A 24159-nucleotide genomic window follows, 5' to 3' on the forward strand; every position below is an offset into this window, starting at 1 on the left:
CGAAAGCCTGCGTTCCTAAGCTGCCAGGCAACTCAGAAACGCAGGCTTTCGCAAGTAAAAAAGAATTAGTGGAATCTGCGATTTACATCTGCGGCTGCATCTTCTTGATGTCCTCCGTGGCGTTGGGAGCGGTCAGCTCGCGCATTACGCTGTTGGGCGCCGGGGCGGGGGCTTTTTTGCCGCCGGTGGTATCGGGCGGCGGCGGGGGTAGGGCCGGCAGGGGCGCGGTAGCTACGTCGTCTTCGGTCGAAGTGGGGTTGCCGTCGGGCGAGCTGCATGCCGACAGGGCCAGCGTCAGGGCAGCCGAAGCCAGCAGCGCGGGCAGGAAGCGTTTCATCATCATGAGGTAAGCCAGATTTAAGGCCGCAAGTTACGCAGCGATGGGAGAGATAGGGTAGGAGTAGAGCCAGAGAAAATAGCCCAGCAGCGCGGCGCGGGCCGTCCAGGCCAGCGTGCGCAGCCAGTTGGTGCGCGTGAGGCCATCGATGGCAATATAGTTGTACCCCTGCGCCTCTAGCCGGTTGTGAAAAGGCACCGCCACCAAAAACGTGGCCGCCCAAATGCCCACGACCAGCGCCAGCTGCCCGAGCGCCGGCCCCGCCCCCCAGCGCGGGTAGGCGGACCAGGCCAGCCAGCCGGCCAGCGCCAGCTCGAGCACCATGGGGGCGCCCACCACCCAGCCCATGCCGCGCGTGTGGGCCCGGTGGTAGCGGCCAAATTCGGGCTTGCCCACCAGCGCCAGCGCCGGATACACCACCAGCTGCACCACCCAGATAACGCCCGTGAGGTAGGCCGCCAGGGCAAAATTGAGCAGGAGCAAGTGCGGCAGCGACATCAAGGCGGAAAGTAGTGCAACCGTCCTACGTAAAGCGCCGCCCCTTAGCTAATGTGCGCCCGCCCGCGCTACTATTGTGGAGCTGAGCGGTAGGCTCGGCAATGCTTCTTAGCTCTTTGTCTTCTACATGAATAAAAACCTACTGGCGCTGCCGCTGCTGGCAGCCCTGGCCACGGCCTGCCATTCTTCCACTACCTCCACGGCTGGCGCCGATGGCAAGCCCGATTTGCTGCACGCCGCCCTTGACACCACCGTGGCGCCCGGCAACGATTTTTTCAGCTACGCGAACGGCACCTGGATTAAAAACCATCCCATCCCGGCTTCGGAAAACAGCTCGGGCATCGGCATTGAGGTGCAGAAGGAAGTGTATGCCCGCTTGCGTGAGATCAGCGTGGAAGCGGCCAAGGCCAACGCGGCAGCCGGCAGCAACCAGCAGAAAATCGGCGATTTCTGGGCCGTGGGAATTGATTCGGTGAAGGCTGATAAACTGGGGGCTACCCCCCTCAAACCCGAGCTCGACCGCATTGCGGCCCTGAAAACGGCGGCCGATGTGCAGGCCGAAATCGCGCGGCTCATTCCGCTAGGCGTCGATGCGCTCATCGGCCCCAATGTGCAGCAAGACGCCAAAAACAGCGATAAAATGGCGCTCTACCTGTGGCAGTCGGGCCTAGGCCTGCCCAACCGCGACTACTACTTCAACACCGATACGCGCACCAAAAACATTCGGCGCGCCTACTTGCGCCACGTCGCCAACACCTTTAAGCTGCTGGGCCAGGACTCGGCCACGGCCAACGCCCACGCGGCGCGGGTAATGGCCCTCGAAACCACGCTGGCCAAGTCGTCGCGCAAGCTCGAAGCCCTGCGCGACCCCTACGCCAACTACCACAAAATGAGCCTGGCGCAGCTCGATAAGCTCACGCCGGGCCTCGACTGGAAAACCTGGTTTGGCCAGTTGGGCCAGCAGCGGCTCGATTCGGTGATTGTGGGGCAGCCCGAATTTTATCAGACCGTTGGCACGCTGCTGAAAACTACCCCACTCGCCGATTGGCAGGCTTACCTGAGCTGGCAGCTAACCCACGAATATGCGCCCACGCTGAGCCGCGATTTCGACCAGGAGAACTTCCGGTTCTATGGCACGGTGCTGCACGGCGCCACCAGCCAGCGCCCCCGCTGGAAGCGCGTGCTCGATATGCAGGAGCGCGCGCTGGGCGACGCCCTGGGCCAGCTTTTTGTGAAAGAATACTTCAAGCCGGAGGCCAAAGCCCGCTACGATACCCTGGTGAAAAACGTGGTGTCGTCCTTCGCCGACCACATCAAAAACGTGGACTGGATGAGCGCGCCCACCAAAGTTGTGGCCCTGGATAAGCTCCATAAAATCACGCCTAAAGTAGGCTACCCCACCAAGTGGAAGAATTACGCGTCGCTCACAATCGACCGCAGTTCACTCACGGCCAACGTGATGCGCGCTCACCAGTGGCGCTATAAGTACTACGAGATTGACAAGCTCGGCAAGCCCGTGGACCGCACCGAGTGGAACATGACGCCCCAGACCTACAACGCCTACTATAACCCCAGCAACAACGAGATTGTGCTGCCTGCCGCCGCCTTCGCCGTGCCTACCCTGCTCGATGCCGATGCCGACGATGCGCTGGTGTACGGCTACGCCGGCGCCAGCACCATCGGCCACGAGCTCACCCACGGCTTCGACGACGAGGGTAGCCAGTTCGACGCCAAAGGCAACCTGCACGAGTGGTGGAGCAAGGACGACCGCAAGCGCTTCAACCAGCGCGTGGCCGTCATTGTCAGGCAGTTCAATGGCTACACGCTGCTCGATTCGCTGCACATCAACGGCAAGGCCACGGCCGGCGAAAACATCGCCGACCTTGGCGGCATTGTCATCGGCCTCGACGCCTTCAAGAAAACCAAGCAGTACAAGGAGGGCCAGAAAATTAACGGCCTCACGCCCGTGCAACGCTACTTCTTGGGCTACGCCCTGGGCTGGCAAATGCACTTTCGCGACGAAAGCCTGGCCTCGCAGCTGCTCACCGACGTGCACTCGCCGGCCCAATACCGTGTGAATGGCCCGATGGCCGACGTGCCGGCCTTCTACGAAGCCTTTGGGGTGAAGCCCGGCCAAAAGCTCTACATCCCCGACTCGGCGCGCGTGAAAATCTGGTAGCAGGGGGTAGAAAGCATGCTGCCTAAGTAGTATGAATACCAGATGAATGTAAGCCCGGCCCCCGCGCCGGGCTTACTTTTGCTGGGCGTATTGCTTACGCCTTTACTTTTTCTGGTTGATGAAATTATACTTTTTGCGGGCGCTGGGCGTGGCTTTGGGCACCCTGCTGGCGGGCCGCGCGCTGGCGCAGGGCCAAGTGACGCCGCCCGCCTCCGTCACGCCTAGCCAGCAGCCGGCCGCCGCCTCGGCCCAGGAGCCTACCCACCACACGCACGACGAGAACTGGAGCCTGCACTTCCAGCAGACCATCATTCAGCAGTGGCACAATGACTTGAGCCCCCGCTACACGGGCGACCACAGCCTGCAAGCCCGTGAAAACGCTAAGCTCTCGCTCACGACTACCCTCTTTATTGGCCGGCGGCTCTGGAAGGGCGCGGCCGTGTACTTCAACCCCGAGGTGGCGGGCGGTAGCGGCCTAAGCGGCGCCACCGGCATCGGCGGCGCGCCCAACGGCGAAACGTTTCGCATCGGCGACCCCTCGCCGCAAGTGTACCTGGCGCGCCTCTACCTGCGCCAACTCTGGGCGCTGGGCCCGGCCGAAGAAGACGATGCCGACGACCTCAACCAGCTGAAGGGCACGCGCCCCGCGCGCTACCTGGCCCTGAACGTGGGCAAGTTCAGCATCGCCGACTATTTCGACCAGAACAGCTACTCGCACGACCCGCGCACGCAGTTTTTCAACTGGAGCCTGATGAGCGCCGGCGGCTGGGACTACCCCGCCAATGTGCGCGGCTACACCGTGGGCGCGGTGCTCGAATACGTGCAGCCCGGCCTGGCGCTGCGGGCCAGCGCCACCTCCATGCCCACCGATGCCAACGGCCCTACCCTCGATTTTCACTACGACAAGGCCCAGGCCCTGACGGCCGAAATCACGAAGTCGTATAATATTAATAACCACCCTGGCGCGGTGCGGCTGCTGGGCTTTCGCAACCAGGCCGCCATGGGCAGCTACAACCTGGCCGTGCGCCAGGCCCTCGGCACCGCCGCCGCGCCCGACGTGACGGCCGCCCGCGCCGAGCGCCGCACCAAATACGGCTTCGTGGTGAATGCCGAGCAGGAAGTTTCGCCCAGCGTAGGCGTTTTCGGCCGCTTTAGCTACAACGACGGCCACAACGAAACCTGGGCCTTCACCGAAATTGACCATAGCCTGAGCTTGGGCGCTACCAGCACCGGCGCGCGCTGGAAGCGCCCCACCGACCGCCTCGGGGCCGCCTTCGTGGCAAACGGCCTCTCGCAAGACCACCGCGCCTACCTGGCGGCGGGCGGCTCGGGCTTCATCCTCGGCGACGGCCGCCTCGACTACGGCCTCGAATACATTGGCGAAATTTATTACAGCATCGACTTTCCGCGCTACCACGCCGCGCTAAGTCCTGATTATCAAATTATTTTCAACCCCGGCTACAATACCAGCCGCCTGCCCGGGCCGGTGCACGTGGTGGCCTTGCGAGTGCACGTCGAGTTTTAGGGGGGTAGGCGCCCGTGGCGCAATTTGTTCAGGTTATTGCAACTCTTGGGCCGGCAAGGTGTCCTTGCCGGTCTTTCCTTTTTTACGAATGCGCAAACTCTTTTTTTCGCTGGCGTTGCTGGCCGTTTTGCCGCTGCGCCTCTGGGCGTGGGGCGTTGAAGGCCACCGGGCCGTGGGCAACATCGCCGAGCATCACCTCACCGAGAAGGCACGCCGCCAGGTAGCCGCCCTGCTGGGCACCCAAACCCTCACGCTCGTCAGCACCCAGCCCGACGAGATGCTCGCGCTGCCCGAGTACAAGGATACCGCGCCCTGGCACTACATCAATACGGCGCTCAACCTACCCCACGACCAGTACGTGCAGGCCATTAAGGCGCAGGATAAGCCGAACGCGTACAATATCTTGCAGCTGAAAATCAAGGAGCTGAAAGACCCTTCCAAAACCCGCGAGCAGCGGGCCGAGGCGCTCGTCTTTGTCGTGCACATCATTGGCGACATTCACCAGCCGATGCACTCGGGCCGCGCCGAAGACCGGGGCGGCAACGACATCAAGCTCACTTACCGCGGCAAAGACACCAACCTGCACAGCCTCTGGGACAGCGGCCTCATCGACTACCAAGGCCTCGACTATACTGAGATGAGCCAGCAGTACGATGCTGCCCTACCCCCCACCTTGCTCAAAACCTGGCAGGCGGCCGCCGACCCCGCCGAGTGGCTGTTCGAGTCCTACACGCTGTCGAGCCAGCTCTACGCCGAGGTAGCGCAGCAGCCCAACCTAGATTTTCGCTACTTTCCGGCCCACGCGCCCCTCATCAAGCAGCGCATTCAGCAGGCCGGCGTGCGGCTGGCCGCCGTGCTGAACGAGGCCTTTAAGTAGGCCGGTCGAACTGGTTTTTCAATGAAAAGGCCGCTGTACCAATCTGGTACAGCGGCCTTTTCATTGGGCTAAAGCGGTAGTGGCCCGGCCACAGATTACCGGCACATTAGCGGAATAAACAGCCAAAGTTACGGCAGCTACTAGCTGACGTGCAAAGAGTTAAAAATTTGGCAATTTTTTTTGATTGCCTAAAGCCAGCGAAAAGCGTGTTGCTGACCGCTTTTAGGCTGAAAAAAATCTGTAAAAAAATCGGCGAAAAGTCTTTTTTACCTTGACACTAGCGGTCCCCAAAAAAGGCTGGTAATTTTGCACCGTGAACGCACTCAACCACCAGTTGATGGAGCGCGGAACGACCCAACTGGTCGCCCTGCGAGAAGACCGGAAGGCCGTTGCCGCCGTTTGTCTTTCGTTTCGTTGTTCGTTTTTTCGATTCGCCGCCCCAAGTCTTTGAGGCGGTTTTTTTGTGCCCGGCTGGCGCGTAAGGTCCCAGGTTTTTTTAGTTTCTCTCACTAACAAATTCCCCCTCAACTCCACTGATGGATACCAACACGCTTTCCCCGACTGTGGCTGTTACCCTTTCTGCTACTCCGGTACACGCCGGAAACCGCAATCTAAGCAGCGTGGCGCAGGTTATCATAGGCCAGACTGACATCCGTGAGTGCGTGCCCTTTCTGATTAACTGTGAGAATGTAATCTAAGCTCTTGACTACGAAGCGCCCGGCTAGGCCGGGCGCTTTTATTTTTACTCCGTTTTTACCTCGCTTTCCCCGGTTTATGCAAAAGCTCCTCGCCCGCGTTGCCCAGGCCAACACGCTGCTTTGCGTGGGCCTCGACCCCACCGGCTCCGACGAAGACGTGACGCGCCGCCTACCCCAGGTAATTACCCAAACCGCGCCCTACGCCGCCGCCTTTAAGCCTAATCTAGCGTTTTTCCTGAGCCGCCCCAACGGGGTGCAGCTCTTGCGCCAAGCCATCGCTAGCGTACCCGACGGCATTCCGGTGATTCTGGACGGCAAGTTTGGCGACATCGCCAACACGGCCATGCACTACGCGCAGTTTGCCTACGACGAGCTGGGCGCCGATGCCGTGACGGTGAACCCCTACATGGGCGCCGATGCGGTGGTGCCCTTCGCCCGACCCGGCAAGTTTGTATTTGCCCTGGCCAAAACTTCGAACCACTCGCCCATCCAGGAGGCGCTGTTGCAAACCGGCCAGCCCGTTAGCGATTTCACCGCCCAACTCTTAGCCGACCTTAACACGACGCACGGCAACATCGGCCTCGTGGCCGGCGCTACCGATGCGGCGGCGCTGGGTCGCCTGCGCCAGCTCTGCCCTACGCAATGGTTCTTAGTGCCCGGCATTGGCGCGCAGGGCGGTGACTTGGCGGCCGTGCTAGCCGCCGGCTTGCTAGCCGATGGCGGCGGGCTGCTGATTAATGCCTCGCGCAGCATTTGGCAGGCCGAGGATGCCAGCGCGGCCGCGCGGGAATTGATGAATGAAATAAACGAGCACCGGGCAATAACAGCTTAAGTTTTAAAAAACGTCCTGCTGAGCCGGCCGAAGCATCTTGCGTGCAGCAGTAAGCTCATTTGTTCAACGATGCTGGGCTGCTTGCCTTCGCTTTGCCTGACGTTCTGATTGAATTTTCAAAGATTATGACCAACACCCTCACCCCCGGCCTACCCCCCGCCGAAGTCGCCAGCATCCTCGAAGCGCAACTGCGCCAGGAGGGTGCGCTGCTGAGCGGGCACTTCAAGCTCTCGTCGGGGCTGCACTCAGATACGTACGTGCAGTGCGCCCGCTTTTTGCGCAAGCCTGAGCTGGCTGCGCCGGCTATGGCCGTACTGGCCAGCCGCTTGCGCGAAGCCGGCTTGGTGCCCGATGTGGTGGTTGGCCCCGCCATGGGGGGCGTGGTGGTAAGCTACGAATTGGCGCGCCAGCTCGGCGTGCCCTCCCTTTTTACGGAGCGCGATGCCAACGGCCAAATGATTTTGCGCCGCGGCTTCACATTGGCCCCTGGCGAAAGGGTAGTCATTGCCGAAGACGTAGTTACGACCGGCAAAAGCACCCTCGAAGTAGCCCGGGTTTTGGGTGAAATGGGGGTCGAAGTGCTGGCAGTGGCCTCTTTAATTGACCGCACCAATGGTGCCGCGCAGCTTCCGTTCCCGAACTTTGCCTTGTTGCCGGTGCAGGCGGCTGTGTTTGCGGCCGATGCCGTGCCGGCTCACCTAGCCGGCATTCCGGCGGTGAAGCCCGGCAGTCGGCCGGACGCCTAACCCGAGGTAAGGGCGGCAAGCGGCCGCTCGATTGCTCCACTTAACGGGCGGCTGCGGGCTGCCCCTCCCATTTGGAAACCAACCAGCATTCCATCCTCCTTACCCTCCAACCCGGCCGGCACGACGGCGACGGCCGGCGCGTGGCCGCCGACGCGGCCCGCCACCTCGGCTTGCGCACCGGCCAGGTACGCAGCGCGGCCCTCTACGCCGTGCGCTACCCCGGCCTCAGCGAGGCGCAGGTAGCTAGCTTCGCCGCTGCCTGCTTGCAAGACCCGGTGCTGCACTCGGTTGCCATCGACCAACTAGGTGCGCCGGCCGGCTTCAAGAGCTACATCCTAGTGGCCAAGGGCCCCGGCGTGACGGACGACGAAGGCACCTCGGCCCAGAATGCGCTGAGCGACTTCCTCAACGAGCCTATCGATACCCGCACGCAGCATATTTTCTCGAAGCGGCTGTACTGGGTAGAAAACGCCCTACCCCCCGCCGACCTGCGGAGGCTGGCCGAAGAGCTGCTGGGCAACAAGCTGATTAACCGGTTTGAGGTGGGTGCCACGGCCGATGGCGTGCGCGACTACACCCCGCGCCCCGGCGGCGGCGCCGATGCCCGCACCGAAACCATTCAACTCACTGGCCTCAGCGACGAGCAATTGCTGCAACTGAGCAAGGACAACGTGTACGCGCTCAACCTGCCCGAAATGCAGGCCATCCGCGCGTACTTCGACCAGGGCAGTGTGCGCGAGCAGCGCTTGGGCTTGGGCCTGCCCGCCGACCCCACCGATTGCGAGATGGAGATTCTGGCCCAAACCTGGTCGGAGCACTGCAAGCACAAGGAATTTAGCGCCCTTATCAAGTATAAAAACCTGGAGACGGGCGCCGAGGAAGAAATTGATGGCCTGTTCAAAACCTTCATTAAAGGTGCGACCAGCGAGGTAGACCGCCAGCTGCGTGCCAACGGCAACGACTGGCTCATCAAGGTATTTTCGGACAATGCTGGCGCGGTGCGCATCAACCCCGAGTCGCTGTTCGTGTGGAAGGTCGAGACGCACAACTCGCCCTCGGCCATCGACCCTTACGGCGGGGCTATTACGGGCATTTTGGGTAATAACCGCGACCCGTTGGCTACCGGCATCGGCGGCGCGCGCTTATTGTTCAATACCAACGTGTTGTGCTTTGGCAACCCCGATTACGACGGGCCGCTGCTAACGGGCCAATTGCACCCGCGCCGCATTTTTGAGGGCGTGCGTAAGGGAATTGAAGACGGCGGCAACAAGTCGGGCGTGCCTACCGTGAACGGGGCCATCGTTTTCGACGACCGCTACGCCGGCAAGCCGCTGGTGTACTGCGGCACCGGAGCCGTAATGCCCATGCAGCTGGCCGGTAAGGACAGCTGGGAAAAGGTGATTCTGCCCGGCGACCGCATCATCATGGCGGGGGGTAGGGTAGGGAAGGACGGCATCCACGGGGCCACTTTTTCGAGCATCGAGCTCGACGAAGCCGCGCCCGCCACGGCCGTACAAATCGGCTCGCCCATCACCCAGAAGCTGGCGATGGACTTTCTTATCATCGCCACGCGGCGCGGCCTCATCCGGTGCAGCACCGACAATGGCGCGGGCGGCCTCTCGTCGAGCATCGGTGAGCTGGCGCTCATCCCCGGCGGCGCGGTAGTCGAGCTAGAAAAGGTGCCGCTGAAATATCCCGGCCTCAAGCCCTGGGAGATTTTTCTGAGCGAGTCGCAAGAGCGTTTCACCCTCGCCGTGGAGCCTACTAAGCTAGACGAACTGCTGGCTCTGGGCCGCGAAATGGAGGTCGAGCTGACTGATATTGGCTTCTTCAATGCCGAAGGCTTCCTCGACGTAAAGTTTGATAACCAACCCATTGCCGGTCTCTCGCTAGAATTCTTGCACGACGGCGTGCCGCGCAAAACGCTGCTAGCCGAGTACGCCAAGCCTGCCGCCCAGGAACCCGAGCTGCCCGCCGCGCTAGACTACAACGACGTGCTAGTGAAGTTGTTGGGCACACTCAATATCTGCTCGCGCGAGTCGGTTATTCGGCAGTACGACCACGAAGTGAAGGGCCGCACGGTGGTAAAACCCCTGATGGGCGCCACCGGCCAAGCGCCGCAGGATGCCGCCGTGGTGCGCTTCAACTTCGAGAGCTGGGAGGGGGTAGCCGTGAGCAACGGCATCCTACCCCGTTTCGGCGACCTCGACGCCTACCACATGTCGGCCGGCTCGTTTGACGAGGCTGTGCGGCAGATTATTTCGGTGGGCGGCAAGTTGCCCAACCTGACGCCGGGCGACAATATTTTCTGGTCGGTAAACGACAATTTCTGCGTGCCGGATTCGGTGTACGACCCCGTCATTAACCCCGATGGCAAGCAGAAGCTGGCTAAATTGGTGCAAATGTGCCAGGCCCTGCGCGATGCCTGCGCAGCCTACTGCATTCCGCTTACCAGCGGCAAGGATTCGATGAAGAACGACTTCAAGGCCGATGGGGTGAAAATCTCGGTGCCACCGACGGTCCTTTATTCGATGACGGCCAAGGTGGAAGACGTGCGCCAGGTAGTAACGTCCGATTTTAAACAAGCCGACGACGTAATTTATCTGCTCGGCGAAACCTACGACGAACTAGGTGGCTCCGAGTTCTACCAACTCTACAACCAGCTGGGCGCCAACGTGCCGCAAGTACGCTTCGACAAAGCGAAGGAACTGTACACCCTGGTGGGCGAGGCCAACGAGCAGGGCCTCATTCAGAGCAGCCACGACCTGAGCGACGGCGGCCTGGCCGTGGCCGTGGCCGAGTGCACCTTCGGCCGCGATGGCCTGGGAGCCGACCTCGACCTGGGCGGCTACCTCGACGGCGAGCTGTCGCTGGAAGCGATGCTGTTCAGCGAGTCGCACTCGCGCTTTGTGGTAACCGTGGCACCGGAAGATGTGTGGGCCTTCGAGAGTATTTTGGAGGAGCGGGCTACCTGCCTGGGGCGCGTTACGGCCGATGGGCTGCTGCGCGTGCGCTACCAGGGTAAGGAATTGCTGCACCTCGACACGATGCACCTGCGGCAGGCTTGGACCAACGGCCCGGTTAACCAAACTATTGGGTTGGAGCCAGCTGCGAGCTTACAGTAACAATATAAAAGTTAACGAGTTATTATTTCAGTGGGGCAAGCGGTAATGGCAGAACATGAGCATTTAGCAACGCCGAAAGCGTTGATATTAACTGGCTTCGGCATCAACTGCGAAGAGGAAATGGCAGCGGCCTACCGGCTAGCCGGCGCCACGCCCACCATCGTGCACCTCAACGAGGTGCTGCATGGGCGGGTGAGCATTCATGACTTCGATATTCTAAATTTTCCGGGTGGCTTTTCATTTGGCGACGACCTGGGCTCGGGTGTGGTGCTGGCTAACAAGCTGCGCTACCGCCAGACCGGCGCCGACGGCCGCACGCTGCTCAGCGACATCCGCGAGTTTGTGGCGGCGGGCAAGTTCGTGCTGGGCATTTGCAACGGCTTCCAAGTGCTAGTAAAGCTGGGCTTGCTACCCAACCTGGGCGGCGACTTCCAGCCCGAGGTAACGCTGACGCATAATGCCAGTGGGCGCTACGAAAACCGCTGGGTGCGCCTGAAAGTGAACCCGCAGGCCAAAACGCCCTTCCTCAAGGGCCTGACTACATTCGAGGTGCCAGTGCGCCACGGCGAAGGCCGCCTAGTGGTGCCCGATGCGGCTACCCGCGAGCGTATCAGGGCTCTGGGCCTGAATTGCTTGACTTACGCCGGCCACGATGATTTAGAAACCGGCACCTACCCCTTTAACCCCAACGGAGCTGACTTGAACTGCGCCGGCCTGACCGATACAACGGGCCATATTTTTGGCCTGATGCCGCACCCCGAGGCGTACTTAGCCGGGTGCAACCATCCCGATTGGGGGCAGTGGAAACGGCGCGGCAAGGTTAGTGATGAGGGAGAGGGCCTGGCGATATTTCGGAATATTGTGCGGCACTTGCAGCTCCACCTCCCGGCCCCCTACCCTGCGGGAGCGGGAGGGCCTGACGTTCTTTTTGCTGCGGAGGAGGGGCGGGCGCATTATGAGCGACGGCAGCAGCGGGAAGAGGGCTCAGCTACTGCTACCGCGGACAATGTTTTCACGGCTGCTGGAGGTAAGTGGGACGCACTGAAACAGCATGGCCGCCAAATGCGCAAAGAGCCTACGCCGGCCGAGAATGAGTTGTGGCAAGCCGTACGTGGGCAGAAACTGGGCGTCGCTTTCCGCAGGCAGCATGCTATTGCTGGTTATATCGCTGATTTTGTATCGCTTCCCGCTAAGCTAATTATCGAGTTGGATGGCGGTGTCCACACCGAGCCCGCCCAGGCCGAGTATGACCAAGGTCGCACGGAAGCGCTTGCAGAGCTAGGCTACCAAGTAGTTCGTTTTACCAACGAACAAATCCTAACGCAGCTACCTAGTGTGCTGCAAAGCATCGCTTCTCATTTAAGTAAATAACCACTAGCTAGTTACTTAATTCACCCGTAACCACCCCATCGTAGGCCTCCAGCCCCGTCCCCCGCAGGGGAGGGGGCTGGGGGGCGGGGCCGCACCATATGAATACGCTCCCGCACTTCGCTACCCCCCAACTCACGCTCCTGCACCGCGGCAAAGTCCGCGACAGCTACCGCATCGACGACAGCACGCGCCTCATTATAGTGTCGGACCGTCTCTCGGCCTTCGATAGTGTGCTCGAAACCGCTATTCCTCACAAAGGTGCGGTGCTTAATGGGCTGGCTAATTTCTGGTTTGAAAAAACGGCGCACATCATCCCCAACCACGTGAAGGCGCTGATTGATGCCAATGTCATGCTGGTAAAGGAAGCACAACCTATTAAGGTAGAGATGGTTGTGCGCAACTACATTACCGGTTCGATGTTGCGCGGTTACCAGAAAGGCCAACGCACCTTTTCGGGCGTGACGGTGCCCGACGGGCTTACCAAGCACCAGCAATTCCCTACCCCCATCGTGACGCCGACCACCAAGGAGGAGTCGGACCGCGAAATTACCCCCGAAAACCTCGTGAGCGAGGGTTGGGTGAGCCAAGAACTGTACGATAAGATGGCCGAGAAGGCGCTGGAGCTCTTCAAGGTAGGTTCCGATTTGCTGGCGTCGCAGGGCATCATCCTGGTTGATACCAAGTATGAGTTTGGCTTGCTAAACGGTGAGCTGATTCTGATTGACGAAATCCACACGCCCGACTCATCGCGCTTCTGGAGCGCCGAGGACTACGCCCGCAACCCCGAGGGGGCCGAGCAGATGGACAAGGAGTACATACGCCAATGGCTGATTGCCAACAAAGTAGAGGGCCAGTACCCCCGGGCCCTTACCCCCGAAGTAACCGCCGAGGCCACCCACCGCTACCTCGACATCTACCAGCGCATTGTGGGCCAGCCCCTGGCCACGGCCGACGAAACCGCCACCGGTGGCAACGTAGCCAACCGCTTAGTTAGCAACCTAGTAAAGGCCGGTTTGATGAAGGACGCCTGGGTGAGCATCGTGGCGGATTCGCCCGCTGACGAAAAACAAGGCCAGAAAATCCGTTCATCATTCGACGGCTACGAAGTGTTCACGCAGCTCCACGTGAACTCAGCAGACGAAGACGATGTGATGACCGAAGTGTGGAACCGCTCCATCGAGCCCGGCGTGATTATCGCCGTAGCCGGACTTGGCGATGCCCTAGCCGCCCGCGTGAACGTGCCCGTTATCTCGTGGCAGGCCGACGCCGAGCAGACTACGAACTCATCGGCTTTCACGCCCGGCAGCGCACCTACCCTGCTGGTAGCTCATCCCGACAACGCGGTCCAGGCCGCCCTGCGCGCGCTCAATACGCTGCGCCTGCGCGAGCGTCTGCGCCACGAAATCGCGGCTGCCAAGACTAAACGGCAGGCTGCTGATGTGTAGTTGAAAGCACTGTAAATCTCGCTAATACAATGGATGCAACGCAAGCCGAGATGCTGGTAGTCAAGTACATCGAAGCGTACAACTTCCTTAATGTGCCCGGCATGTTGGCTTGCTTGCATACTGATGTAAAGTTCGAGCACTCGACCAATGGTGACGTAACGGTGCGCCTAGATGGCAAAGCGGCTTTTGAAGCTCAGGCCACTCGGGCAGCTGCGTGGTTTATGGAGCGCAACCAGTATATAACGGCGTTTCGCTGGCAAGATGAGCAAGCAGAAGTAGACATTGATTACTTCGCCATCACAGCTACTGACTTGCCCAACGGAATAAAACCAGGTACCATACTGCAATTTTCTGGTCGCTCAGTTTTCACTTTTCGCGACGAGCTAATCGCCTTCATTCAAGATTTTAGTTAAAAATACTCTCTCATAACGTGAGCGGCAACACGAAACAACTCGTTCTCCTCGGCGCCGGTGCCCGCGAGCACGCCCTAGCTACCAAGCTCCGTCAGGACGGTGCTACTGTGCACGTGCTGCCCGGCAACGCCGGTATTCCTGGCAGCGTGCCGGCCATCAGTGCTACTGATTTTGCGGCTATTAAAGCATTCTGCGAAGCGCAGCAAGTGAAATTAATCGTGGTGGGCCCCGAGGCGCCGTTGGCAGCCGGGGTAGCCGACTACTTCCTCGATACGGACATCCGCGTGTTTGGCCCGCGCCGCCAGGCAGCCACGCTCGAAAGCTCGAAGGTGTGGAGCAAGGACTTTATGCGCCGCCACGGCATTGCCACGGCCCGCGCCTGGAGCTACCGCAGCGACCGCCTGGCCGAAGCCCAAGCCAAAGTGGAGGAGCTAGCCGGGCAGGTAGTGGTAAAGTACGACGGCTTGGCGGCCGGCAAAGGTGTGTACGTGTGCAACTCGGTGGCCGAGGCCACGGCTGCCCTCACCGAGCTACGCAGCCTGCACGAAGGCTGGTTTTCAGTGCTGCTTGAAGAGAAACTGACGGGCCCCGAGGTCAGCTTGATTGGCCTCACGGATGGTGTTGAAATTCGGTTGCTGGCCCCAGCCCAGGACCACAAGCAGTTGCTAGCCAACGATGAGGGCCCCAATACTGGCGGAATGGGCGCGTACTGCCCGGTCCCTTTTCTGGATGATAACTGGCTGGCCGCTATCCGCCGCGACATCATCGACCCTACGCTGCGCGGTCTCCAAACCGAGCCGTTTGACTTCGTGGGCTTCCTTTATTTTGGGGTGATGCTGACGCCTGATGGCCCCAAACTGCTCGAATACAATGTGCGCCTCGGCGACCCTGAAGCCGAAGTTATCCTGCCCGCGCTCGAAACCAGCTTACTGGAATTGATAACTGCCACCCTTGATGGCAACCTGGCTCAGACGCTCGTGCGCCAACGCCCCGGCGCGTTTGTGGGCCTGGTGCTGGCCTCGGGTGGCTACCCGGCGGCGGAGTTTCCGACTGGGTTCCCCATTCACGGTCTAAGCTCTCAGGGTGCTAGTACGCAAGTATTTGTGGGGGGCGTGAAAGCTGGCGCGCACCCCGGCGAACTGCTGACCAATGGCGGCCGGGTGGCGGTGCTCGTCTCGCACGGCCCCGACTTGCCCACCGCCGTGCAGCTCGCGTATGCCGAAGTTGAACTCGTGTATTTTCAGGATAAATACGTGCGCCCCGACATTGGCCAGCGCCCTAGCCCGCAGCTAGCAACCAGTGCCTACTAGCCCTATGCAAAGCGAGCCGGAAGCCCAGTCGCCAGCGCCCTACCCCCTCTCGCAGCCAGGAGGGGGTAGGGCCGCGCGCCTGGCTATTTTGCTTTCGGGCCGGGGCTCCAACATGCTGGCGCTGGCCGAAGCTGTGCGCACCGGCGTGCTCCGCGGGCTGGCCGAGGTGGCTGTAGTCTTCAGCAACGACCCAGGCGCCTATGGCCTCGAAGCGGCCGCGGCGCTGGGCTTATCTACCGCCAGCCTTGCCTCGCGGGGCCGCAAGCGGGAAGAGTTTGACCGCGAAGTGGTGGGCATTTTGCAAAGCTACCGGCCCGACTACGTAGTGCTGGCGGGCTATATGCGGGTGCTGTCGCCCACGTTTGTGCGGGCCTTTGCGGGCCGCATTGTCAACATCCACCCCGCCGATACGCACCAGCACCAGGGTTTGCACGCCTATGAATGGGCGTTCGATAACCACTTGCCAGCGACCAAAATAACGGTGCACCTCGTGGATGAAGGCCTCGACACGGGCCCAATTCTGGCGCAACGCGTTGTAAATTTGGAAGGAGCCGCTACGCTGGCCGAGGTTCAGCGCCGCGGCTTGGCCGTCGAACATGTGCTGTATGCCGAAACGCTGGCTTCGCTGATTACCACTCCCATCCTGCCTGCCCCACCCATCCCAACTCATAATTCATAAGCCTTAACTCCTAATTAAATTATGTGTGGCATTGTAGGTTTTCACGGCCCCGAGCGCGTGGTGGGCGATATGATTATTGGCCTCACCGCCCTTCAACATCGGGGGCAGGATGCCGCCGGCATTGCTACGTTCGACGGCGATACCTTTCACCTGCACAAGGGGCAGGGCTTGGTAAACGACGTATTTAAGCCCAAGCACATCAAGAAGTTGCGGGGCAATACCGGCATTGGCCACGTGCGCTACACCACGCAAGGGGCCAACGATTCGGACCTAGCACAGCCCTTCACTACAAGCTACCCCTTCGGGCTGGCGATGGTGCACAATGGCAACGTCATCAACTTCCGCGATGTGGCCAAGTTGCTGCACGAGAAGTACCACGTGCTACCCAAGACGACCAACGACTTGGAGCTCATCATGTACACCTTCGCCTCGGAGCTGCGCGTGAAAGACTTGGACCGGATTTCGGTGGTTGATATTTTCGATGCCGTCGAGACGACCCAGGAACTGGTGAAGGGCGCCTACGCCACCGTCACCATCATTGCTGGGCACGGCCTGCTGGCGTTTACCGACCCACTCGGCATCCGCCCCCTGGTGATGGGTAGGCGCGACACGCCCGAGGGCCCGGTCTACGCCTTTGCCTCGGAAAGCACGTGCTTCGATTACCTAGACTTTGAGTTTGTGGAGAACGTAGGGCCGGGCCAGGCCGTGTTTATCGACAATGACTACAAAGTCCACTACAAAAACCAGCAGGCTCTACCCAAAGCTTTCTGCGTATTCGAGCAGATTTACTTCGCCCGCGAAGACTCGACTATTCATGGCCGGCTGGTGGCCCGCGAGCGCGTGCGCCTCGGTAAGATATTGGCTCGCAAGGTAGTAGATGCCGGTTTGAAGCCCGATATGGTGATTGATGTGCCGAGCAGTGGCTACTTTGCCGCTTCGGGGCTGGCCGAAGCCATTGGCGTGCCCTACCGCCGGGCCTTGGTTAAAAATAACCACATGGGCCGCTCCTTCATCGTGCCTACCCAGGCCGGCCGCGAGGACGTAGTCAAGAAGAAGCTAAACCCCATTCGGGCCTTTGTGCAAGGCAAAAAAGTGGCGGTCGTAGACGATAGCATCGTGCGCGGCACTACGTCGCGCCGCATTGTGCGGCTGTTGCGCGAGGCGGGAGCCAGCGAGGTGTACTTCATTTCGAGCGCACCGCCGCTGGTTTCGCCCTGCATCTATGGCATCGACATGGCCATGAGCACCGAGCTGATTGCGGCCAATTATACGGAAGACGAAATTTGCCGCTACATCGAGGCCGATAAAGTCATTTATCAAGACCTGAGCGATTTGCAGGACTTATTTGCCGAGGAGCGTGGCTACGGCGGCTCGTGCTTTGCCTGCTTCACGGGCAAATACCCAACGGGCGACGTAACCAAGTACTTGCGCCACATCCAGGAAGAGCGCCAGAGCCACCGCGTGCCCGAGAAAGTAGTGGCTTCGGTGAGTGCCAAGGCGCCCGCACCGACCGAGCATTAAAGAAGCAAACAACGTCAGTCAGTGCGAGCGCAGCGCAGCAATCGCACCCGACTGATACCCGAATGATGATGTACTGATGCGATTGCTGCGCTGCGCTCGTACCGACTGACGTTTTCTTATCGCTTAACAGAGCGGCTATCTACATGAACAACGCCCAAACCCCCGACGCCGGCTATTCCATCGACCTCGGCAATGCCGCTTCGCGCAACGCTTACAACTGGTCGAAAAAAACCTTTGCTACCCGCACCGGCTTGCCTGGCGAGCCCGCCCGTGGCCTCGATGGTGGTTTTAGCAACGAAATCCGTTTCGGCCAGGAGCGCTTGGGCATCAGCTCCGACGGTATCGGCACCAAAATCGAGCTGGCCGAGCGCCTCGACAAGTACGATACGCTGGGCTACGACTTGGTAGCCATGACGGCCGACGACCTCATCGCGGCTGGCTTTGTGCCCACCAACTTGTCGAATATCATCGACGTCAATACCCTTGACTATGATGTGGTGGATGAGATGATGCGGGGCCTGCACGATGCCTGCATGTTCTCGAAAATCGCCATCACGGGCGGCGAAATTGCTGAGCTGGGCAACCGCATTGGCGGCTACCCTGGTGCCCGCATGAACTTCAACTGGTGCTCTACGGCTATTGGCGTGCTGCACCCCAGCTTGCAGCAACCCTTGAGCGGCGCCCACGCCCAAGCCGGCGACGCGGTAGTAGCCCTGCGCTCGCCCTCGTTCCGCTCCAATGGCTACTCGCTGGCCCGCAAGACCTTGCAGCGCCTCTTCGGCGACAACTGGCACGCCCAGGCCTACGACGGCCCCGATGCCAACCAGTATCCCACCTGGGGCGACGCCCTGCTGGCGCCCTCGCTCATCTACGCGCCCGCGCTTACGGCTGTGCTCGACGCGGGCCTGCCCCTGCACGGCGCGGCCCACATTACGGGCGGCGGCGTGGCCGACAACTTCAAGCGCGTGCTCAAAAACGGCCTCGGTGCGGTGCTCGACAACCTGTTCGCGCCCCTACCCGCCATGCAGCGCCTCTGCGAAATTGGCGGCATTGCCCCCGAAACTGCCTACCTCTACTGGAACATGGGCACCGGTATGCTGCTCCTTACCCCCCCCGAAGCTGCCGAGGCGCTGGTGCAGCAACTCGCCCAAAGCGGTTACCAGGCCCAGGTAGCGGGTTACCTCACCGCCGAGGCAGGCGTGACGCTGCGTGTGGCGGCTGGGGAGTTGAAGTACGCGTAGGTACTACAGCGGCTAATGAATACCAGCCGTTCAATAAGTTTAATTGCTGCGCTAGGCTTGGTTATTTGCAGTTGTGAGCCAACAAATAGAATTGATAATCATGCTCTTCACTCCGCCACTAGCTATTCGCAATTTATAGTGGAAGCCACCATGGATAAGCAAGAGTTTTGGCGGCTTATTGAGTTTACCCGTTAACAGGCGCAAGGAGATGAGCAGCAGCAGGAAGCACTCTTGATTAAGAGCTTGGAGCGGTATGAACCTGCCCAAATCATAGAATTTGAGTGCCTACTCCGGCAGCAAATTCTTGCTGCTGATGATTTCAAAATAATTGCTGCCCAAAAAATCATCCGAGGTTCAGTTTCAGATGATTCCTATCTCTATTTCCGCTGCTGGCTTATCGGGCAGGGAGAAGAAACCTTTACCAAGGCGGTTTATAATCCTGATTCGTTAGCCGATATTGACACGGAAGAAGTGTACCCTGATTTTGAATCTCTACTTTACGTTGCTACTCAAGCTTACCACCACAAAACTGGTAAGAAAGAGGAAGATGAGACCTTTCCCAGGGCTATAGCAATTGAGCGCGGACTAGACTACGACGGAGCAACGGAAACAAAAGGCGAGGATTGGGAAGAAGAGCAGTTACCTACTCTTCTTCCCAAACTCTGGGCTAAGCATAACTGATGTTATCTCACGCTGGCCGCACCGGCCGTTTCTCCAGCATGAGCTGCGTGCGGAACTCATAGAGCGCTTGCTCTAGGCCCACTGGGTACACGTGCGGGTTGAGGTAGCGGCGGATGCTGGGGTCGAGACCAGCCACTTCTTGGCGGGCGAAGGCGCGGCTTTCGGCTAGGGTAGGCAGCGGCTGCACAAGGCGGCCCTGACGCAACACCGGGGCTAGCAGGTCGCGGTACGGCGCGCCGGGGTGCACGGGCCGGCGGCGCGTGCTATCGCTCGGGTCGATGAGGACGGGGGCAGGGGGTAGGGGGCTAGCGGCGGCCACGTTGTAAATCATATCGGCGCGGGGCTGGCTGGCTTCGCCCAGGTAGCGGCGCACCTGCAAGATGCCGGGGATGCTGGTTTTGGCCTGCTGTTCGGAAAGCTTGATGGTGAAGTCCCAGCCCTGGCCATCTGCGGTGCGCAGGGCCGCCAGCTTGTACACGCCGCCGAGGGCCGCTTGGTTGTAGGCCGTTACCAGCTGCGTGCCTACTCCCCAGGTATCGATGCGGGCGCCCTGCTGCTTGAGGCTAGTGATGAGGTTTTCCTCTAAATCGTTGCTGGCCACGATGCGCACGGCGGGTAGCCCAGCCGCATCGAGCAGCTTGCGCGCTTCTTTGGAGAGGTAGGCTAGGTCGCCCGAATCGAGGCGAATGCCGCCCAGCTCGTGGCCGGTCTTCCGCATTTCGAGGGCCACCGCAATGGCGTGGCGCACACCATCGAGCGTGTCGTAAGTATCGACCAGAAACACTGAATCGTCGGGGAAGGCGTCGGCGTAGGCGCGGAAAGCGTCCAGTTCATGTTCAAACGTCATGACCCAGCTGTGGGCATGCGTACCGCGCACCGGAATGCCGAAGCGCTGGCCAGCCAGCACGTTGCTGGTAGCATCGGCCCCCCCAAGGTAGGCGGCGCGGCTGGCCCCGAGGCCGCCATCGGGCCCCTGGGCGCGGCGCAGGCCAAATTCCAGCACGGCATCGTCGGGGCCGGCGGCGTCGCGCACGCGGGCGGCTTTCGTCGCAATGAGCGTTTGAAAATTGACGAGCGTGAGCAGCGCCGTTTCAACCAGTTGGGCTTGCAACAGCGGGCCTTGCACCCGCACTAAGGGCTCATTGCCAAAGACTACCGTGCCCTCGGCCACTGCATCTACATCGCAGGTAAACTTCAAGTCGCGCAGGTAGTCCAGGAAATCATCGGGGAAAAGCCTACCCCCCTTGCTGCCCGTGAGGCTGGCTAGGTAGCTGATATCGTCTTCCGAAAAGTGCAGCGTTTCGAGGTAATCGACGGCCAGCGCCAAGCCCGCCGCTACCGCGTAGCCGCCATTGAACGGCGCCTTGCGGAAGTAGAGATGAAAAACTGCCTCACGCTCGTGCAGGCCCTGCTTCCAGTAGCCGTATGCCATCGTGAGCTGGTAGAGGTCGGTAAGCAAAGCCAGCGAGGGCTGGTAGAGGCCAGAGAGGGGCGCGTTGTTCATGGGGGCAAAGCAAGGGGAAAAAACCTGAACTGCAGCAAGTAGCTGGTTAAGTGGTGGCCGCAGACGAAGCACGCTGCCCCAACAGCTGCGCTCATGCGCCGCCCATAGCCTAGGTGGTACCTTGGCGACGTGAAATCTACTGTTGCTTCGCCACCCCTGCTGCATCGCCTGGGCCACATGCCGGCCAGTTGGCGCTTGGTGGTGGGCGTGGGGCTGGGCGTGGTGGCCTGGGCGTTGAGCCCCGCGCACTACCACACCTTAATTCGGCTAATTATTGGCTGGGATGCCTTCGCCATTACCACGCTGGCCCTCATCTGGGTTTCCATTTACACGGCCGATGCCGACCGTATCCGCGCCGTCGCGTCATCCGAGGATTTAAGCCGGCTGGTCAGCTTTGTATTTGTATTGATAGCTGCTGGCGCCAGCCTACTGGCCGTGGTGCTGCTGCTGGGTACCAGCCACGGCCTGCCCACCGCCACCTTAGCCCGGCACATTGTGCTGAGCGGGGTGGCCGTGGCTTCGTCGTGGCTGCTGGTGCACACGGTGTTCACGCTGCGCTACGCCCACATGTACTATAATGCCAACTCCGACGGGTCCGACAAGGGCGGCCTGGAGTTTCCGGGCGGTGAAAAAGAGCCTAACTACCTCGATATCGCCTACTTTGCCTTTGTGGTGGGCATGACGGCTCAAACGGCCGACGTCAGCATCAGCGGCCGGCCGCAGCGGCAACTAGCGCTGCTGCACGGGTTAATTTCGTTCGTCTTCAATACGGCGCTGGTCGCGCTGGTAATCAACGGCGTAGCGAGTATTCTGTAGGAAAGGAAAGCGCGCAGTTTTTTGCGCACTGCTAAAACAGGCTGCCTTGCACCTGCTGCGGAATAAGCCGGGGCGGCGGCACTGAGATGCCCGTTAGTTCTTGCATGCGGGCCAGAAAGTGCTGAGCCCAAATGGGGGCGTGGCGCACATCCTTCTGGTGAATAAAAACATAAGCCGTGCGCAGGCCCTGGGCATACCACTCGGCCAGGCGAGCGGCCCAGGCATCGGCGCGCTCGTAGTCGCTGGCAGGCAGGCCGTGGCCGTTGAGGCGCAGCAACACAACGGGGGTAGTAAGGCGCTGTGCCAGCACGTCGCGCCGGCCCGCCACATCGGTGATAACCAAAGTCTTATTTAAAGCCTCGAGCGTAGCAAAAACGGCATCGGCCAGCACCTTATCCGAAAACCAGCGCGGGTGGCGCAGCTCCACGGCCAGCGGAATAGCGGCGGGCCAATCGAGCAAAAAGCGTTCAAGCCGCGGCAGCAAGTCGGGCCCAAAATGGGGGGGTAGCTGCAAAAAGCAAGTGCCCAGGTTGTCACCCAGCTCCTGCACGGCGCGGGTGAAGCTCAGCGTGAGCGCATCGGTGTTATACAGCTCGCGCTCGTGGCTGATGCTGCGCGGCAGCTTGGGGCAGAACTTAAATCCCGGCCCCACCGCCTCACGCCAGCGCCGTACGGTGGGGGCGTCGGGAATGCGGTAGTGCGTAGTATTCAGCTCGATAGAGTTGAACTGCTGGGCATAATACTTGAGGTAGTCGGGCTCTTTGGCGCCCAGCGGGAAGTACGAGCCCAGCCAGTCCTTATTCGTCCAGATGGGGCACCCTACGTACAAGCTAGGGGGGGTAGGGGCCGTGGCCTGGGCTCGCGCCAGCACCGAGGCCGTGTCTGGGTGGTCGAGGGGTAGGCGAAAATCAACGTAGCGCAGGTCGGGCAGGCGGCCAAAATCCATAGCACAAAGGTAAGACTGAATTGCACGCTCTGCGCCCGCGGGATATACAACAGATTTAGCAACTGCACAAGCAGGCTCTCTTCAGCTTTCGCTGGCAAAGGCCAAAATTTTATACCCGTCGGATAATCTAATTTCTGAAGCGTTCTTAAAAAAATACTAAATCAGACCATAACCTGCCTTCACTAAACACAATTGGCGATTCGGTTACCCAGACGCTAATAAGCTAAATGCAAGATTTATGGAAAAAATACAATTAAAAAAGATTGTCAACGTGGTTAGCAAGCACCAAGGGTAGGTTTTAGTGGGGGGTGCCCTTACATTCGGTAGGTTCACCATCCACCCAAGCGCATGCCGCTTACGCGACCAACATTTCTCTCTACCGCTTTCCTGCTTCACTGCCTTTGCTGGCTGGTGCTGGCAACAGGCTTGGTACTACCGGCCGCCGCCCGTACAACCCGCACCAACCGGACGCACTCGCTGCGCCACAAGCACTTGCGCCGGCACGCTTACCTGCCGCGCATGCTACCCACTATCATTCCGGCGGCCCGCGAAGGCTACGCAACCATTCTGCGGGGCCGCGCCTCCTGGTATGGTAAATTTTTTCAAGGTATGAAAACGACCAGCGGCGAGCGCTTCAATCGTTTTAAATATACCTGCGCACACAAAACGCTGCCCTTCGGCACCCGGCTGCGGGTTACGAACGTCAGCAACGGCGCCACGGTAGTAGTGCGCGTCACCGACCGCGGGCCTTTCCGCCACCAGCGCATCATCGATTTGGCCGAAGTAGCGGCCCGCCCGCTGGGCCTCGTAAACACCGGCGCGGCCACTGTAGTAGCCGAAGTAGTACCCGCCACTACCCCCCTCGGCTTGGCCGAGACGCCCGACAACCTCGCCGTGCTTAAAGCAGGCGACCCCAACCCCCAAGCGCCTTTCACGGCCTATTTGCTGCCCGAAACCACCGAGCAGCTGCCCTTCGCCACTGCCACCCCGCCCGCTGCCGTGGCTTCGGCTGGCCCCTTGGCCACAACGGCGACGCCCACGCAGTTTGTGGTGCAAGCCGGCACCTTCACCGATGCGGCTAGTGCCCGCGCCATGCAGGCGCATATTCTGGCGCTCGACCAGGCGCTCCCCGCAACGGTGGTCACGGCTACCGTCGATGGCCAATTGCGTAACCGCGTGGTAGTGGGCCAACTAGATAGCTGGCTGGCCGCCGAAACGGTGCGGCGCAATTTGCAGCTGTGGGGCATCACGGGCATCATAAGCCAGCTGCCTACCCCCGCCACCGACCCTGCTGCTACCAGCACTATTGCCAGTGCGCTGGCGGCTACGCCCACCGAAACTACGGCACTCCGGCGCTAAGCCAGCTGCTGCAAGTTCTTGCCCTATCCTATCCACTAAGTTCTATCTGTTAAGCT

19 protein-coding genes and 1 pseudogene are annotated in these 24159 nt (G+C 60.4%); 16 read left to right on the plus strand and 4 right to left on the minus strand.

The window, feature by feature from the left end:
* Positions 1-82: 82 nt before the first annotated feature.
* Positions 83-343 carry a hypothetical protein gene (locus GO988_RS08295; RefSeq protein ID WP_157564109.1) on the minus strand — a complete coding sequence of 87 codons (261 nt, stop codon included), beginning with the start codon at positions 341-343 and terminating at the stop codon, positions 83-85.
* A 27-nt stretch (positions 344-370) separates the two neighbouring features.
* Complete coding sequence (locus tag GO988_RS08300; protein WP_198172579.1) at positions 371-835, minus strand: hypothetical protein; 465 nt, start codon at positions 833-835, stop codon at positions 371-373.
* Between the two features lie 127 nt (positions 836-962).
* On the opposite strand from GO988_RS08300, the gene GO988_RS08305 reads away from it, so the two are divergent.
* From GO988_RS08305 to GO988_RS08370, 14 genes and pseudogenes are all read left to right on the plus strand, one after another.
* The gene (locus GO988_RS08305) at positions 963-3014 is read left to right on the plus strand and encodes a M13 family metallopeptidase (RefSeq protein WP_157564111.1); all 2052 of its coding nucleotides are present in this window, start codon (positions 963-965) and stop codon (positions 3012-3014) included.
* A 118-nt stretch (positions 3015-3132) separates the two neighbouring features.
* A complete protein-coding gene (locus GO988_RS08310; RefSeq protein WP_157564113.1) occupies positions 3133-4539 on the plus strand; it encodes a carbohydrate porin in 1407 nt (468 codons plus the stop codon).
* Positions 4540-4627: 88 nt separating this feature from the next.
* On the plus strand, positions 4628-5416 hold the full coding sequence (locus GO988_RS08315) for a S1/P1 nuclease (protein ID WP_157564115.1): 789 nt from the start codon (positions 4628-4630) through the stop codon (positions 5414-5416).
* A 774-nt stretch (positions 5417-6190) separates the two neighbouring features.
* Complete coding sequence (pyrF, locus tag GO988_RS08320) at positions 6191-6946, plus strand: orotidine-5'-phosphate decarboxylase (protein ID WP_157564117.1); 756 nt, start codon at positions 6191-6193, stop codon at positions 6944-6946.
* Between the two features lie 125 nt (positions 6947-7071).
* Positions 7072-7692 (plus strand): orotate phosphoribosyltransferase, encoded by a 621-nt coding sequence (gene pyrE / locus GO988_RS08325; RefSeq protein ID WP_157564119.1) that lies wholly within the window; start codon positions 7072-7074, stop codon positions 7690-7692.
* Between the two features lie 71 nt (positions 7693-7763).
* Positions 7764-10817, plus strand: coding sequence for a phosphoribosylformylglycinamidine synthase subunit PurL (locus tag GO988_RS08330; RefSeq protein WP_157564121.1), 3054 nt, complete (start codon positions 7764-7766; stop codon positions 10815-10817).
* A gap of 45 nt (positions 10818-10862) precedes the next feature.
* Positions 10863-12188, plus strand: a complete 1326-nt coding sequence (locus GO988_RS24110; RefSeq protein ID WP_157564123.1) for a phosphoribosylformylglycinamidine synthase subunit PurQ — start codon at positions 10863-10865, stop codon at positions 12186-12188.
* Positions 12189-12286: 98 nt separating this feature from the next.
* Positions 12287-13633 carry a phosphoribosylaminoimidazolesuccinocarboxamide synthase gene (gene purC / locus GO988_RS08340; RefSeq protein WP_157564125.1) on the plus strand — a complete coding sequence of 449 codons (1347 nt, stop codon included), beginning with the start codon at positions 12287-12289 and terminating at the stop codon, positions 13631-13633.
* A gap of 29 nt (positions 13634-13662) precedes the next feature.
* Positions 13663-14046: a nuclear transport factor 2 family protein gene (locus tag GO988_RS08345; RefSeq protein WP_157564127.1), complete on the plus strand. Its 384-nt coding sequence runs from the start codon at positions 13663-13665 to the stop codon at positions 14044-14046.
* Between the two features lie 17 nt (positions 14047-14063).
* A complete protein-coding gene (purD, locus tag GO988_RS08350; protein ID WP_157564129.1) occupies positions 14064-15356 on the plus strand; it encodes a phosphoribosylamine--glycine ligase in 1293 nt (430 codons plus the stop codon).
* Between the two features lie 4 nt (positions 15357-15360).
* The gene (gene purN / locus GO988_RS08355) at positions 15361-16035 is read left to right on the plus strand and encodes a phosphoribosylglycinamide formyltransferase (RefSeq protein WP_157564131.1); all 675 of its coding nucleotides are present in this window, start codon (positions 15361-15363) and stop codon (positions 16033-16035) included.
* 21 nt (positions 16036-16056) lie between these two features.
* On the plus strand, positions 16057-17556 hold the full coding sequence (purF, locus tag GO988_RS08360; RefSeq protein WP_157564133.1) for an amidophosphoribosyltransferase: 1500 nt from the start codon (positions 16057-16059) through the stop codon (positions 17554-17556).
* 143 nt (positions 17557-17699) lie between these two features.
* Positions 17700-18797: an AIR synthase-related protein gene (locus tag GO988_RS08365; protein WP_157564135.1), complete on the plus strand. Its 1098-nt coding sequence runs from the start codon at positions 17700-17702 to the stop codon at positions 18795-18797.
* 210 nt (positions 18798-19007) lie between these two features.
* Positions 19008-19478 (plus strand): annotated as a pseudogene (locus GO988_RS08370) (DUF4240 domain-containing protein); the annotation flags it as partial.
* A gap of 7 nt (positions 19479-19485) precedes the next feature.
* Here the strand turns inward: GO988_RS08370 and GO988_RS08375 are convergent.
* Positions 19486-20982: a nicotinate phosphoribosyltransferase gene (locus GO988_RS08375; RefSeq protein WP_157564139.1), complete on the minus strand. Its 1497-nt coding sequence runs from the start codon at positions 20980-20982 to the stop codon at positions 19486-19488.
* A gap of 129 nt (positions 20983-21111) precedes the next feature.
* On the opposite strand from GO988_RS08375, the gene GO988_RS08380 reads away from it, so the two are divergent.
* Positions 21112-21798, plus strand: coding sequence for a DUF1345 domain-containing protein (locus GO988_RS08380; RefSeq protein ID WP_157564141.1), 687 nt, complete (start codon positions 21112-21114; stop codon positions 21796-21798).
* A gap of 31 nt (positions 21799-21829) precedes the next feature.
* Here the strand turns inward: GO988_RS08380 and GO988_RS08385 are convergent, their stop codons facing one another.
* Positions 21830-22744: a DUF72 domain-containing protein gene (locus tag GO988_RS08385; RefSeq protein WP_157564143.1), complete on the minus strand. Its 915-nt coding sequence runs from the start codon at positions 22742-22744 to the stop codon at positions 21830-21832.
* Positions 22745-23092: 348 nt separating this feature from the next.
* Between GO988_RS08385 and GO988_RS23750 the strand changes: the two genes are divergently transcribed.
* On the plus strand, positions 23093-24103 hold the full coding sequence (locus GO988_RS23750) for a septal ring lytic transglycosylase RlpA family protein (RefSeq protein ID WP_198172581.1): 1011 nt from the start codon (positions 23093-23095) through the stop codon (positions 24101-24103).
* Positions 24104-24159: the final 56 nt, after the last annotated feature.

Source organism: Hymenobacter ginkgonis (assembly GCF_009755225.1).
In the GTDB taxonomy this organism is placed as follows: Bacteria; Bacteroidota; Bacteroidia; order Cytophagales; family Hymenobacteraceae; genus Hymenobacter; species Hymenobacter ginkgonis.

What these genes read in the sequence shown, in the direction of transcription:
- GO988_RS24110 (WP_157564123.1), top strand. Translation starts at nt 10,863, where the DNA reads ATGGCAGAACATGAGCATTTAGCAACGCCGAAAGCGTTGATATTAACT.
- pyrF (WP_157564117.1), top strand. Translation starts at nt 6,191, where the DNA reads ATGCAAAAGCTCCTCGCCCGCGTTGCCCAGGCCAACACGCTGCTTTGC.
- GO988_RS08295 (WP_157564109.1), bottom strand. Translation starts at nt 343, where the DNA reads ATGATGATGAAACGCTTCCTGCCCGCGCTGCTGGCTTCGGCTGCCCTG.
- purC (WP_157564125.1), top strand. Translation starts at nt 12,287, where the DNA reads ATGAATACGCTCCCGCACTTCGCTACCCCCCAACTCACGCTCCTGCAC.
- GO988_RS08375 (WP_157564139.1), bottom strand. Translation starts at nt 20,982, where the DNA reads ATGAACAACGCGCCCCTCTCTGGCCTCTACCAGCCCTCGCTGGCTTTG.
- purN (WP_157564131.1), top strand. Translation starts at nt 15,361, where the DNA reads ATGCAAAGCGAGCCGGAAGCCCAGTCGCCAGCGCCCTACCCCCTCTCG.
- GO988_RS08365 (WP_157564135.1), top strand. Translation starts at nt 17,700, where the DNA reads ATGAACAACGCCCAAACCCCCGACGCCGGCTATTCCATCGACCTCGGC.
- pyrE (WP_157564119.1), top strand. Translation starts at nt 7,072, where the DNA reads ATGACCAACACCCTCACCCCCGGCCTACCCCCCGCCGAAGTCGCCAGC.
- GO988_RS08305 (WP_157564111.1), top strand. Translation starts at nt 963, where the DNA reads ATGAATAAAAACCTACTGGCGCTGCCGCTGCTGGCAGCCCTGGCCACG.
- GO988_RS08310 (WP_157564113.1), top strand. Translation starts at nt 3,133, where the DNA reads ATGAAATTATACTTTTTGCGGGCGCTGGGCGTGGCTTTGGGCACCCTG.
- purF (WP_157564133.1), top strand. Translation starts at nt 16,057, where the DNA reads ATGTGTGGCATTGTAGGTTTTCACGGCCCCGAGCGCGTGGTGGGCGAT.
- GO988_RS08315 (WP_157564115.1), top strand. Translation starts at nt 4,628, where the DNA reads ATGCGCAAACTCTTTTTTTCGCTGGCGTTGCTGGCCGTTTTGCCGCTG.
- GO988_RS08385 (WP_157564143.1), bottom strand. Translation starts at nt 22,744, where the DNA reads ATGGATTTTGGCCGCCTGCCCGACCTGCGCTACGTTGATTTTCGCCTA.
- GO988_RS08345 (WP_157564127.1), top strand. Translation starts at nt 13,663, where the DNA reads ATGGATGCAACGCAAGCCGAGATGCTGGTAGTCAAGTACATCGAAGCG.
- GO988_RS08300 (WP_198172579.1), bottom strand. Translation starts at nt 835, where the DNA reads ATGTCGCTGCCGCACTTGCTCCTGCTCAATTTTGCCCTGGCGGCCTAC.
- GO988_RS23750 (WP_198172581.1), top strand. Translation starts at nt 23,093, where the DNA reads ATGCCGCTTACGCGACCAACATTTCTCTCTACCGCTTTCCTGCTTCAC.